Annotated in this window: 12 protein-coding genes; 3 read left to right on the top strand and 9 right to left on the bottom strand. The window is 63.9% G+C overall.

The window, feature by feature from the left end; translation table 11 throughout:
- Positions 1–105: 105 nt before the first annotated feature.
- From ACWHYQ_RS10955 to ACWHYQ_RS10935, 5 genes are all read right to left on the bottom strand, one after another.
- Positions 106–687 (bottom strand): Slp family lipoprotein, encoded by a 582-nt coding sequence (locus tag ACWHYQ_RS10955; protein ID WP_447972166.1) that lies wholly within the window; start codon positions 685–687, stop codon positions 106–108.
- A gap of 200 nt (positions 688–887) precedes the next feature.
- On the bottom strand, positions 888–1124 hold the full coding sequence (locus tag ACWHYQ_RS10950; RefSeq protein WP_447972165.1) for a hypothetical protein: 237 nt from the start codon (positions 1122–1124) through the stop codon (positions 888–890).
- A gap of 65 nt (positions 1125–1189) precedes the next feature.
- Positions 1190–1858 (bottom strand): phosphoribosyltransferase, encoded by a 669-nt coding sequence (locus ACWHYQ_RS10945; protein ID WP_447972164.1) that lies wholly within the window; start codon positions 1856–1858, stop codon positions 1190–1192.
- 1347 nt (positions 1859–3205) lie between these two features.
- Positions 3206–4765 carry an IS200/IS605 family accessory protein TnpB-related protein gene (locus ACWHYQ_RS10940; RefSeq protein ID WP_447972163.1) on the bottom strand — a complete coding sequence of 520 codons (1560 nt, stop codon included), beginning with the start codon at positions 4763–4765 and terminating at the stop codon, positions 3206–3208.
- Complete coding sequence (locus tag ACWHYQ_RS10935) at positions 4766–5332, bottom strand: IS607 family transposase (RefSeq protein ID WP_447972162.1); 567 nt, start codon at positions 5330–5332, stop codon at positions 4766–4768. It lies immediately after the preceding gene.
- A gap of 774 nt (positions 5333–6106) precedes the next feature.
- Between ACWHYQ_RS10935 and ACWHYQ_RS10930 the strand changes: the two genes are divergently transcribed.
- The 3 genes from ACWHYQ_RS10930 to ACWHYQ_RS10920 all read left to right on the top strand — a co-directional run bounded on the left by ACWHYQ_RS10930 (position 6107) and on the right by ACWHYQ_RS10920 (position 9012).
- Positions 6107–6295, top strand: a complete 189-nt coding sequence (locus ACWHYQ_RS10930; RefSeq protein ID WP_447972161.1) for a hypothetical protein — start codon at positions 6107–6109, stop codon at positions 6293–6295.
- A 500-nt stretch (positions 6296–6795) separates the two neighbouring features.
- On the top strand, positions 6796–7857 hold the full coding sequence (locus tag ACWHYQ_RS10925) for a ribonucleotide reductase N-terminal alpha domain-containing protein (protein ID WP_447972160.1): 1062 nt from the start codon (positions 6796–6798) through the stop codon (positions 7855–7857).
- A gap of 45 nt (positions 7858–7902) precedes the next feature.
- Positions 7903–9012 carry an ISL3 family transposase gene (locus ACWHYQ_RS10920; RefSeq protein ID WP_447975553.1) on the top strand — a complete coding sequence of 370 codons (1110 nt, stop codon included), beginning with the start codon at positions 7903–7905 and terminating at the stop codon, positions 9010–9012.
- On the opposite strand, the gene ACWHYQ_RS10915 is transcribed toward ACWHYQ_RS10920, so the two are convergent.
- The 4 genes from ACWHYQ_RS10915 to ACWHYQ_RS10900 form a co-directional block, all read right to left on the bottom strand.
- Positions 8988–9317, bottom strand: coding sequence for a transposase (locus tag ACWHYQ_RS10915; protein ID WP_447972159.1), 330 nt, complete (start codon positions 9315–9317; stop codon positions 8988–8990). The two genes, ACWHYQ_RS10920 and ACWHYQ_RS10915, sit on opposite strands and share 25 nt — an antisense overlap.
- Entirely contained in the window at positions 9314–9847 is a 534-nt protein-coding gene (locus tag ACWHYQ_RS10910) for an IS110 family transposase (protein WP_447972158.1), read from the bottom strand. The genes ACWHYQ_RS10915 and ACWHYQ_RS10910 overlap by 4 nt, the downstream gene beginning before the upstream one ends.
- Before the next feature lie 208 nt (positions 9848–10055).
- Positions 10056–11753 (bottom strand): alpha-keto acid decarboxylase family protein, encoded by a 1698-nt coding sequence (locus ACWHYQ_RS10905; RefSeq protein WP_447972157.1) that lies wholly within the window; start codon positions 11751–11753, stop codon positions 10056–10058.
- Positions 11754–11842: 89 nt separating this feature from the next.
- Positions 11843–13123, bottom strand: coding sequence for an RNA-guided endonuclease InsQ/TnpB family protein (locus ACWHYQ_RS10900; RefSeq protein ID WP_447972156.1), 1281 nt, complete (start codon positions 13121–13123; stop codon positions 11843–11845).
- Positions 13124–13131: the final 8 nt, after the last annotated feature.

Below are 13131 nucleotides of genomic sequence, written 5' to 3'. Positions count from 1 at the left end.
GCACGGCAGCACCGCTGCGGGGGCGTTCAGGTTGAACGCCTCCGCGCGGCGCCTCCGTCACGAATCCGGTCGGTGGCCGACCGCACGCGATTTCCTGATAGACCGTTAGTGGTTCTTAGGCGCGCAGTAGGTTTCGTGCGGAAGCGAGGCGTAGCCGGCTCCTGGGTCTTCCTGGAATCCGGCGATCGAGCCGAGCCCCGTCTGCCAAATATGGATGCACTCCGCAACCAGAAACGGTTCCGTCTTCGGCGCCCCCTGCACCATCACGTGGATTCGTTCCGCCGTTTTCCCCACCACGACGAATTTGTTCCCGCGCTGCAACGCCTCATTCTTCAACGAACCCGGATAGAGAATGGCAAACTCGAACTGGCCAGCTCGCAGACTCCCCTTATCGTCAACCGGGCCGTACACCGGATGCTGTTGGATCGGGAGCTGCTCCGCCACGATCAGAATACCCTTCCCGTTGTCATCCGGCCCGGCCTGTACGATCCGGCCGCCGAACATCACGGTGTGTCCCGACCCCGACTGCCCGCTGGCGTTGCTCGGGGACGCATCCCGCCAGGCCTCGAAGCTGAACGTACGGTCCACCCGTTCTGTGACGTCTGGAGGAAAGGGCGCTGGCGCTGCACAGGCGCTCAGGGTGAGCGCGATCAATAGGCCGAACGGAGCGACCAGGGTCCTGCCCATTGCAACCTCCCCTTGGGTTCGCTAACTTGAACCCTGTGGTGGTTGTAACAGCGCGGCGTTACTTCTCGATAATGGAGCGGTTAATTGTCGGTTAATGGGCAGGCATCAGTAGCCGGTGGCTCATCCGGTGGCTGGATCACCGTCCGGGGCGGAGAGAGCCCGACCCTTCACCACCTCTAGGCAGGTCAGCTCGTCCGCCGCTACTCCGGCTGCCGGAACACCCAGCCTTCCTTCTTGATGCAACGCTCGATCGCTTCGACGTAGAGGTACTTGCTGCCCTGCTGCAACTTGGGGTCGCTGTAGACCCGCTGCTCGCATATCCGGTAATCCTGCGCGAACTCGTCCTTGGGTTTTTCCGGATGGACCCACTCTCCCGTGGCGCACCCACCGATCAGGATCACGACCGCGACTCCCGCAAGTACGACAAGCTGGCGCATGAGACCTCCATACCTGGTGTGGATAACAGCAACCCGGGCGAGCATAGCGGCGGGACGGGATCGCGTCAAGTGTCGCGCGGCGAGCCGTCCGCGCCGCCCGCGCGCCAGGCCTTGGCCAGACAGGCCCGCACTTCCTCGTCCTCGATCTGCCGGAAGTCGAGGTAATGCTGCCCGACGGCATAGAAGGCCGCCGGGCAGGCCACCACGACGCAGTCGTCCACCATACCCGCGATGACCCTGACAGTGTCGGCCGGGGCCACCGGGAGCGCCGCCACCAGACGGGCCACGCCTCCCGCCTTGAGCGCATGAACCGACGCCAGGTAGGTCGCCCCGGTGGCGACCCCGTCGTCCACCAGGAGCACGGTGCGGCCCTGCAGATCCGGGAGACCCCGGCCGCCGCGGTACAGCGCGCGGCGGCGCGCGATCTCCAGCTCCTGCGCGCGGCGCTCGGGCTCCACGTAGCGGCGTAGTGGAGGATAGGCGTCGAGGAGCTCCTGGTTCAGGTGGAGGTAGCCGGTCTCGCTCAGCGCGCCGATCGCCAGCTCCGGATTGTCTGGGGCGCCCAGCTTCCGGGTGATGAACACGTCCAGCGGCAGCCGGAGCTGCAGACTCAATTCGAGGCCGACGAGGACGCCGCCGCGCGGAATCCCCAAAATCAGCCCTCCGGGACAATCCTGGTAGCGGGCCAGCAGGCCTGCCAGGCGGCGGCCTGCGTCGGGACGGTCGCGAAACATGTTAACCCGGGACTCCCGACAACTGGTGGAAGCCCTACCCGTTAGGCCACCGAAGATCGCTTGCCCTCATGGGAGGTCAACACATCGCGGCAACGGTACTCATTTGCCTTGGTGGAGTCAATGCAAAATTTGCCTCGAGCGGGTGCTGAAGGGCAGCGGGGCCGACCCGCAAGCAGGCCAGCCGTCCCCTGGGCGTCATTCCAACAGAGGGCGGAATCCAGGGCTCGCCACTCGGCCCCGCGTGCTTGCAAGAACACCGTGTCCGGGTGTAGGCTCCCTGCCGAAGCTGGCGTAGCTCAATCGGCAGAGCAGCGGTTTTGTAAACCGTTCAAACCATTTTTCGTTCTATCTCGTAATTTCGCTTCACTCCTGCTTTTCTCTCGGTTTTTCGCGTGCTTCGCTCGTCTTCCTCGTCTTGAGGAATCCCACTGCTTCCGCTCTAATCCGGCCCGTTCAGACCGCACGGTGAACATTTGGTGAACACTCTCGCCGACGCCGCACCCGTGTTGGTCGCGCTCCCCGCCGACGCCGGAGACCCGACTGGGGGGCCAGCACCCCGTTCTCCCTCCCCTCTCCTCCCAGTCCGGTCACTTCCGGCTGTTGGCTGGCCCGATCCCCTCGCCACCGGCCGGGTCGGCCCCCCCGTGACCGGCCGGACTGGCCTCATTTCTGCTTGTTCTCCTCCCCTCGCCCTAGAACCCTCGATCGCTCCCGTCCCCTTCCCGATTTCCCCGCCAGAATATACTGAGTAGCATCAGTTCGTCTGGTAGGGGGGCTTCGCCCCACTGAACGTCTGGCCCGTTTCGTTCGGCTGAGGCCCACGAGGCGGGCGTCATCGAGGCGCGCGGCCCAGCTGGCTTGCTGACGGCTCCGGCGCGCGGGGTCCCTTCAGGCCGTCGTTCGGCCTTCCTCTCTTCCCTACCCCAGTTTGGGGTGGGCTTTTTCCGTCTCTCGTTGTCCTGATGGTCCTGACACTCCTGCGCTGCGCCTGCAGGAGCAGTCCAGGGTATTCGCTCATCGGCCGTCTCCGGGCGCAGCGGGGATGGCGTCATCAAGGAGGATGTCCATGACGATTGTCGTGACGCTTGGGACCCTTCGGGTACCCATTCGCACACGGACGCGTTTTGCCATGGGTTTTAGCCAGGCCGCCATGCGGTATGGCTGGATCCAGGGCCAGCATCGTCCCCGTTCTCGGGGTGCGTTGGACCGGGCCGCGTGGGCCTTCGCGCGGCAGCAGGGGTAAGCCGTGTATCGGCTTCACATTGCTCATCCAGAGCAGGGTTGGTTCGCCGTGACGGTGCCGACGCTCACCGTTCCTAAAACCATGGAAAACCATTCCACAGCACGTCACCCGAACGGCGCTGATGACGATTCGCGTGCAGGAATTCCACCTGCACTCGCCGGTAGGATCGCTGCCGGCGCCTTGCCGGACCGTCCGGCAGGTGACCGACAGGATCGAGCCATGCCCGACCAGCGAGGCGCTGCCAGCGCCGCTTCCTTCCTGGCGACCTGCCGCCAGAACGACCAGACGTGCTTGTCCCGATTCCTCACGGGTAGGGAGAAGGCGACCTGGTCGCTCATGCGGCGGTTTGGCCGCTCGGAATAATTCAGAGCCCGCCGCGCGAGGCACAACGCTGCGGCCTGGTGAGTCGAAAGCCCATAACGGCGGGCGAATTTGTGCCGACCGATGACCGAGGTGTAGGCGGGATTGACCTCCAGCACCTCCAGACCCGCATCATGAGCACGGGCCTTGAGGATGGCGAGGATGCGGGCGTAGGACAGCGCCGAGAGCATCCGGCGATAGCGGACACCGTTGCCCTCGAGCTGCGCCTTCTTCCGGGCGAACGCCAGCCGCTCGAAGGCCAGGGGCTTGTGTGTTCCCCGGGCGAATGCCATCACCTGCTTGACGGCTTCGCCGATGCGCGCTTGGGCCTGTTCTCGGCTGCACCCGTACGTGACCAGCGGGATCTTCGCCGTGGCGCACGGATTCCCATGCCGGTCGGTTTCGGTTACAGCCAGATGGTCGTTGTTGAGGTCAAGCCCGATCACACCGAGCCGCCGATCGCTTTGGAGCCTGACGGGCAGGACTCCGGTGGAGATGAATACACGCCAGCCTTTGGCATCACGAACAAAGCGGTAGCTGATCGCCTGTTGCCGGGCGAGCGCCGCCACCACATGCTCAGTCCCATACGGCAGCGTCGCCTCAACGCGCAGGAATTTCTCTCCCCCGTTGGCCGCGATGACAGCGTCCGGCAGACGCAGCCGGAAGGCAAAACGGCCATGGCCCAGGTATTCCGCCACACACCCCTGGCACCCGGCGGTCTCGTCCTTCGATCCCAGGACGAAGAACTGGCTCGCACGGGCACGTCGCCACGCGGTGCGCCATTCATCCAGAGACGCGTAGCCATGCTCCTTCAGATGGAACTGGGCCCGGAACAGCGGCCGGCTGCCAAAACAGATCCGGACCCGGTCATGGGCGTGATCGTCCTCCAGGCGAGCCAAGCGGTGCCGGAGGATGGCCAGGCGGCGCTTCTTCTGATGGATCCGTTTGGCCAGGCACGCGCGCTGCGTAGCATCGGTCTCTTCGCGGTGGCGTCTGTCCAGCGCAGCCAGCCGCTTTTCGGCCGTGTTGATGCGTGTCCGGGCTTCCTGGATCAGTCCCTTGCGGCGTTCCTTGATCGAGGACACCATGCCCTTCAGCGTATGGCAGATCGCATTGAACTGCCGGGCGGTCAGGCCAAAACGCTGGAGATAGGCGGGCTTCAAGGACTCCGGGCTCTCGCCCCGTGCCATAGCGGCAAACAGCGTGCGCTGCACGTGGCCATACAGTTCGGCATAGGCCCCGAGCAGGCTGTCCGCCTTCGGCGGGATGACCAGGCGGGTTTGATACGTGCGTTGAGCTGCCACCTATCCGCCCTCCCTGCAGGCCGCGATCAGGTTCTTGGCCCGATTCTTGGCCGAGCGGCGTCCATACAGACGGGCGCAGAACGAAGTCAGCACCGCGATCATGTCCTGCACCAGGTCGTCCTGAAGCTCAGACTCGTCTACCACCAACACGCGTGCCCCGCGGGCAGTCAGGGCCGCTTCCACGTACTCCGCTCCAAAGCGCATCAACCGGTCCCGGTGTTCCACAATGATGGTTTTGACCCTGGGATCGGCCAGAAGGTGCATCAGCTTCTTTCGATGGCCGTTCAGACCGGAGCCGATTTCAGTGACCGTCCGGCTTACCGACAGCCCTCGGGCATTCGCGTATTCCAGGCAACGGGCCACTTGTCCATCCAGATGGGGGCGCTGATCACTGCTGGAAACACGGGCATCGATCACGGCGATGCCGTTATCTTCTGATGCCTCCTGAACGATGATCGTCCCACTCGGCAACTGTCTGGCGGGGATAGGCAGCTTGCCGAGCCGAAACCAGTTCCAGACCGTGCGGTAGCTGACGCCTTGTTTCTTCGCCCAATCGCTTAATTTCATGCTTCATAGAGCAGCATGTATTTCTATAGTATTCTAGACAACACGAGAACTGTTGCAACCCCTCTGCTCGAGGCGGTGCGGCGAGGCCGTGACGGCTGGGTGCAACTCCCGGATCGGCAGCGGATTCGGCCCAGTTGGGTCGTCTCTGTGGCCAGCCTCGGGGCAGATGGACGCCTGGTGGCCGCTTGGGTCGTTCGCGCCCATGGGCTGGACGGCACCCATGAGTGGGACACGGCGTGGCAGACGGCTTGGCAGAAAGTGGCAGCACTGACGGATCCTGCCGATCCCCGGGTGGCGGCTGTACAGACCGCCCTCGATCAGTGCGAAGAGGCCTGGCGGGTCCGACATGCGCTCCGGTGGGTTCTCGCGGACGCCGCGCTCGATCAGGCGTTGCGCTCTTACCTGTCAGCGCGAGGCTTTGGCGTGGCGGGCGCTGCGCGTCGCGGATCGTAGTCTCTTTCTCGGGTATACGGGACCGCTTCCGATACCTGAGGAGGAGGGGGTGGCGCTGATGCAGACCGTGCATCAGCAGTTTTTCGCCCACCGGTGCGGGGATCCGGTACCGGTTGGGCTGAATTAGCTTACCTGTTCGCTTGCCTCACAACTGGGGCGTGCGGCGGGGCGCCTGACGGCGCTGCGCAGCTGACGCAGACCCTCACTCGCTTTCATCATCCGCACAGACCCGCAGAGTTCCTGTCGCCGCCGGCCCGGCGCGCAGTGCGGGGTTGTGTGTGTCTTCGCCGGATAGGCCGGGATCCGAGAAAGGATTGCGTCATGAAAGTTCGCACGGCATTGTCCGATATCTCATGGATCAAGAAGTGCCGCAAGAAGATTTACGACGAGATCGAGGATCGCGCCTTTGCCCAGCGTTTGATCGAAGTGCTGGATGCCGATCCAGAACTCCGTCGTGATTTGGTGGGATTTTATTTGCTGGCCAAGGAGCGGTTGACCCGCCCTGACTGACATGGACGGAAGCTCTCCAGGATACGCCGCAACAGTAATTCTTCCGGGAACCGTCCGGGATACAGACCGAGATGGAGATCGATCCATCCGTTCAAGGCCTGGACGGACATCCAGCGATCTGGCGGTGCTTCGCCGGTCAAGGATATCAGGGTGTGTCGTTCCTTGGCCGTCAAGCGCACTCGCTTGCCACATTCCAACATCGGTCCCCTCCTCGTTGAGTAGCTAGTCTACCACAGGCGGGGCGTTCACCCAAGGGAGAGCTCTCATCCGAGAGGGGGCTCCCAGGAGATGTTCCATGACATGGTTTGTCGCGATTCGCTGGCTCCTGGCCCTGTGGCTGGTGGGCCTCGCCGCCTTGTGCTCCACCCATCCCCTGCACGCGGCGGCCGGGGTGGGCTCGTGAACAGAATATTTCCTACAAAGGGCCGGGACCGCCGGGGTCGCTCAGCCACTGGCGGATCCCGGACCCCGTCCATTCACCATGTTCGAGGAGGCGTTCCATGCGTTCATCTCTTCCTATTCCGAGCGCCCGGTTGAGCGACCAGGCGCTCACCGTGCTCCGGGAGCGCTATCTGGCGAAAGACCCGGAGACGGGACAACTTGTTGAAACGCCGGATGACCTGATCCAGCGGGTGGCCCGGTGTCTCGCCGAGAGCGAACGACTCTACGGCGGGACCGACGCGACTGTGGACAACATTGCCACGCAATTCGCGCGGCTCATGGCCGAGAATCGCTTCTGGCCGAACACGCCGACGCTGGCAAACGCAGGAAAACCTGAAGCACATCGGCAATTTAGTGCCTGTTTTGTGATCCCCGTTTTGGACGACCTGCGTAGCATCGCCGATGCCATCAAAGCGGCGATGCTGGTCCATCAAACCGGTGGGGGCACAGGTTTCTCCTTCAGTCGCTTGCGGCCCAAAGGCGATCGGGTGCGTTCTTCCGGTGGGGTCGCCAGCGGGCCGGTGTCGTTTATGAAAATCATCGACGCCGCCACGGAGCAGATCAAGCAGGGATCCCACCGTCGGGGCGCGAACATGGGGATTCTTTCCTGTGATCACCCCGACGTATGCGACTTCATCCGCTGCAAGGCGGAGGACGGCCAGATCCGGAATTTCAACATTTCGGTGGCCGTCACCGACGCCTTTATGCACGCGGTGGAGCGGGACACTGAGTGGCCGCTGAAAAATCCCCGCACGGGCCAAGCGGTCAAGACCGTGCGCGCGCGGCAGCTCTGGGATGAGCTGGTCCAGCATGCGTGGCGCAACGGCGAGCCCGGGCTGTTCTTCATCGACCGGGCGAACGCCGACCATCCGATCCCGCATCTCGGGCGGATTGAGGCCACCAATCCTTGCTTCCCTGGTACAGAACGACTCCTGACCGTGGACGGCTGGCGGACGTTTCAGGAATTGGCTCTTCAGGAAATCGTGTGGGTAACTGACTCGGCTTGCGCTATGCTCGGGCCCTCAAAAGGAGGACCCGAGCGATGCGTGACTTCGAATGCTCTCAAGCCGTGCTGGGGCTGCAGGCCCCGTGGACCGTGGCCAACGTGGAACTGGATGTGAAGGGGCAGCAGGTGACGGTGACCGTCGAGGCCGGACCGGAGCCGTATCCCGGCCCCGAGTGTCGGGAGCCCGTCCCGGGCTCTGATCGCAAGCGCCGCCGGTGGCGGCATCTGGAGTCCCTGCCAGTTCACGACGTGGATCCAGGCGGACCTCCCCCGCGTGAGCGGTCCGACCCATGGAGTCAGGCAGATCGCGGTGCCCTGGGCAGAGCCCGGCAGTCAGTTCACCGCCTGGTTCGAGCGCCTGGCCATTGAGCTGCTCCAGGAGTGTTCGGTGAAAGGGGCGGCCGGGCTGCTGCGGATCACCTGGGATGAGGCCTGGGGCATCAAGGAACGAGCCGTCGCGCGGGGGCTCCGCCGTCGCACCCGGGACGTCGTCGCGCACCTGGGCGTCGACGAGAAGGCCATTGCCAAGGGGCATCGGTCCCTCACGGTGGTGGCGGATCTGGAACGCAGCCGCGTCCGCTACCTGGCTGAGGACCGCAAGCAGGAGAGCTTGGATGGGTTCTGGGGCACGCTGACCCCGGAGCAACGGGAAGGGATTGCGGCCATCGCGATGGATATGTGGGAGCCCTCCATCCAGTCGACCCGGGCTCACCTGGATGGGGCCGAGGCCACACTCGTCTTCGACAAGTTCCATGTGGCCAAACATCTCCACGAGGCTGTGGACCGGGTCCGCCGCACAGAGCATCGGGCCCTGAAGCTAAGGGGCGATGACCGACTGACAGGGACCACGGACCTCTGGCTCATGCGTCCCAAGGACATGACGGCCGAGCAGCGGGCCACGTTCCGCCTCTTGCAGCGCAGCGACCTCACGGGGGCACGGGCCTGGACCCTCAAGGAGCGCTTCCGGCAGTTCTGGGACTATACCTACTGTGGTGCCGCCCAGAAGTTCTTTGCGCGCTGGTTCTGGCGCGCCACTCACAGCCGGCTCCGGCCGATCGCGGCGGTGGCCCACCTGATCCGGCACCACCTCCCCAACGTGCTCACCTATCTGCAGCATGGCATCACCAACGCGGGGTTGGAAGCCGTTAACGCGACGATCCAATGGGTCAAGAAAACCGCTCGCGGCTTCCGCAACGTCGAGCACTTCAAGACCGCGATCTCCTTCCATTGTGGAGGATTGGATCTCTATCCAACCCACACAAAAGCCTGAAGAGCCGTTTTTTTTAACAGCTCAATGGCCACGGCTTGCTTGCCGATGAGCCGCTGGAGCTTCTCGATCTCCCGCTTGAGAGCCTCCTCACTCGCAGGGAGTCCGTTGGTCAAGGCCCGCTTGCCCCCTTCCAGGAAGCGATCCCGCCACTGGTAGTATTGGGTCTGGGCAATCTGGTGCTCCCGACAGATCTCCGCGACCGGCTTGGCCCCTTTGATTCCTTCCAGGACAATGGCCAGTTTCTCTTCCGCAGTCCAGTGACGCCCCTTCATGTTGGACACATCCTTCTCTTGAGTGTTGATCATCCTACCCACTCACTCTCAAAAGTGTCCACTCTCTCAGGGGAGCATCTCTGACCAAACAGATCGCTCACCGACGACACGGTCAGGGCATACTTGGCCAACGTCGCGTGGATGCGGGTCTTCAACCGGCTGCGCTGCTGCACCAGCACCATCCGCGTGCGGGCGAGATCGCGCTGGTCCCGGAGCGTGGCTCCCGGAATCCACACCACCGGCAAGGTACCCGTGCGTTGGAGGCGATTGAGCCCACGGGCATCCAGCTTGTCCGTCTTGTTGAGGCTCCCCATCATGACCTTGGCTTTCCGCGCATGCACGAGCCGAGGCACCAGCCCCGCCGCCTCGATCTCGTCGACGATCCAGTACCAGTTCCCGACCGTCTCCACGGCGATGGGAGAACCGGGAGTCCATGAGGCTAAGAACTGCTGAATCGCCACGCGTTCATGAGCCAGGCGCACCTCGCGCTGCCATCGCCCCTCGCCATCTTCGACCAAGACCTGGGTGTCATGCTTATGGGAGTCAAACGCAATGTACTCCATAACGCCGCGTCTCCTTTCTCCAACGGAATCGCGATCCATTGGTGTCATCGGAATGTCTTACCACATTCGGACGCGGCGCTTTCATAATATCAGTATACAGTCCTCCACAATGGAAAACGATCGCGGTCGTGAGATGTTCGACGGTGCGGAAGCCACGAGCAGTTTTCTTGACCCATTGGATCGTCGCGAGGAGGGCACGGGGTGAGGGTCAGCGGCGCGGTCGGCCGCCTGGCCGCCGACCTGATCCTGGCGGGCCCAGGCGGGAGGACGGGCCGGTCGATCCCCGGCGGATGAACCCCGGGCCCGCAGGTGAACCTGCCCGCAGGCGATCCCGCAGTCGGCTCAGGGAGAGGGACGCATCCCCCGGGGGCAGAACCACCTCGATCAAGGTGACGTCTTTCCGGTCGCACGCCCTCTCCAGGGCCAACCGGAACGCCGCCAGCGAGCCCGCTCGGACCCCTGTCGCCCCGAGGGCGCGCGCGACCGCGACGTAATCCCAGGGGTGGAGGCGGCAGACCTTGGGATCGGCGCCCAACGCTTCCAGGCTTCGATAGCCCCCGTTGTTGAGCACGATGACGATCGCCTCGAGCTCGTAGCGGACCAGGGTGGCGAGCTCCATGCCGGTCATCTGGAACCCTCCGTCCCCGACCACCGCGATCGGGCGGCGGGACGGGACCGCCAAGGCCGCCCCCAGCGCGGCCGGGACCCCGAAGCCCATGCTGGCGTAATAGCCGGGGTTGAGGATGACCTCCGCGTTGAGTTCCACCGATCCGAACAGGCAATCCCCGCAATCGGTGATGAACGTATAGTGGCGGTCGTCCAGGGCGCTGAGGGCGGCCATCACCCCCCGGAGGAGAAACGCTCCTTCCTTCGGGATGTCCTCGCGTACGAATTCGTTCGTAAACTCCCGGGGCGGGCCGCCCGGCTCCTTCAGGAGGGCGGGCAGCACGGCCTCCAACCCCACCCCGTCGTAGCGGTGCTGGCTGACGAGGACGTGGTGGGCCAGGACCTGGATGACGGCCTGCCGGGGAATGGCGCTGGTAAACAAGCCGGTTTCCGTGTCGGTGAGCCAGGCGCCCAGCATCAGGAGGCAGTCGGACTCTTCCACGAGACGGCGCGCGTAGGGATGCCCGGCGGCGCCCATATAGGTGCCAATGAAGTTCGGATGGTGTTCGGGAAACACCGCTTTGCCCATGAACGAGGTGGCCACGGGCAGGTTGTATCGTTCGGCTAGGCGGAGCAACGATTGCCGGAGCCCCAGGCGCATGATTTCCACACCGGCCAGGATCACCGGACGTCGGCTCCGGGCGAACCGATCGGCGATCTCCTGAAGGGCCTCGGCGACGGTCAGCGGGTCCGCGCAAGGGGCCGGGGACGTTGGGGCGGAAGCCGGGGCGATCTCCATCCAGGCCCGATCGCGCGGCACCTCGACATAGCCCGGCCGCTTTTCGTGGAGGACGGCCCCCAGAACCCGTTCGATCTCCCGCGACGCGGTGAGGGGATCGTCCAGGACTGTGCTGGCCACCGTCACCTCCTCGAAGATGCGCCGCTGGGTGTCGAACGTCTTGACCTTGTGGTGGATGAGCTGGTCGGGCGAACGGGCGGCGAGATCCGGGGCCCCGCTGACCACCAGGACCGGGGATTTTTCGGCGTAGGCCTGCCCGATCGGATTGACTAGATTCAGGCCACCCGCGCCGTAGGTGACGACTGCCAGGCCGAGCCCCCTCAAACGGGCGTAGGCGTCCGCCGCGAACCCGGCGGCGGGTTCGTGGGTGGTCAGCACGAGCCGCAGGGGGCTCGCATCCAACGCTTCGAAAAGCGGCAGGGCTAAGTCGCCGGGAAGGCCGAAGGCGTGCGCGACGCCGGCCTCCGCCACCCGTTGAAAAAGATACGGTGCTAAGCGCATGGCTCAGCGTAGTTTGACGTACTCCCCACGCCTCAAGGCGGGGGATTCTTCTCGGTGACACTCCCATATCCCCTAAAGGGGATGGGCTTCTAACCGCATCTCACAAGCCGTGGGCCGTTCCCGAAGGGAACCCGCACCGTTTCCGGTGTGGTGCTTGACGCTTGCGATTCGGCTAGACAACGTTGGCCCGTGTCCAGGCTACTACTACGCCGGAGATTCCCCGGGCGTAGATACGTGATGCGTTTGGGAAACGGCACCACTTGTCCGAAGGCGATAGGGTGCATGTTCACCCCGCCAACGACATCCCGATGGCCTTGAAAGCCACATGCCGGGCACCGCCAGTTCCGCCCATTGGGCTTGTGGCGATGGCCACATACGGGACACCGGCTGGACGTACCTCTTTCGTCCCCGGTGAAGCACACGATGTGGTCTTGTTCCAACTTTTGTTCCAGATACTGAATGTCCTTGCCGTACTCCCATTGGCTCATACGCTGATTGTGGAGGCGTCCAGCGTGCTTCCGGCGAACGCCGTCCGGGTTTCCGACAAAAATGGCTTCAATGCCACGGTCCTTGCAGAAGTCCACTACCGCCCGGATACCCTTGTGGCGCAGGTCGCGGACGCGGCGTTCGTAGCGCAGGGTGAGCTTCGCCCGTGTCCGCCAGAGCTTGCGCCAGCGCCGCGAGCCATTTTGGCAGCGGGCGCGCTTTTTCTGGATTTCGCCCAGTTGTTTGCTGTGCAACCGCTTGAGGGAACGGATGCCTCTGCCGGATACCACCAGCGCGTCGCCGGTATTCGTGACGACCGCGGCTTGGTGGATTTGCCCAAGGTCTACCGTGGCGTGTCTTTCGGTGGACGCTGTGACATCCAGCGGTTCCCCAGTCTCCGGTATGCTGACATGCAGTTCGTTGTGAACACCATTCCAGACAATTGTGCAGGCGCGAGGACTTTCCAGCCATTCCGGGCGAGGGAGCACCAAAGAGGGACGCCCGCGCCCCATCGGGAGCACGATGCGCTTTTCTTCCAGACGCATGGCCTGGGCCGGCCACATCAGCGGGTAAAATCGTTTGTCCTTGTAGGGATAGCGGATTTCCCGGCGTCCAGCCTTGCGGTTCTCGCGGGTTGACTGTACCGCCGCGTCAAATGCCCGGAACACCTGCTGAACACTTTGGGAGTGCAGGGCGAATTTGCCGCCCCTGGTGGCTTCATGAAACTCGTTTTTGCCAGGCCAAGGTTGGTTTTCCCGCCTGGCCGCAAGGTGCAGGTCCCGGCACAAGGTCCAGACGCGAGCAGACTCCGCCTGCCCATCACGGATGAGGGCTTGCAAACGTCTGGAAATCCCCTTGAGAGACATGATGCGTACGCGTTCCATGTCTGTGA

Source organism: Nitrospira sp. Kam-Ns4a, from assembly GCF_965152595.1.
The sequence above is the reverse complement of the archived record's forward strand: the minus strand, read 5'-3'. Positions and strand labels throughout refer to the sequence as shown.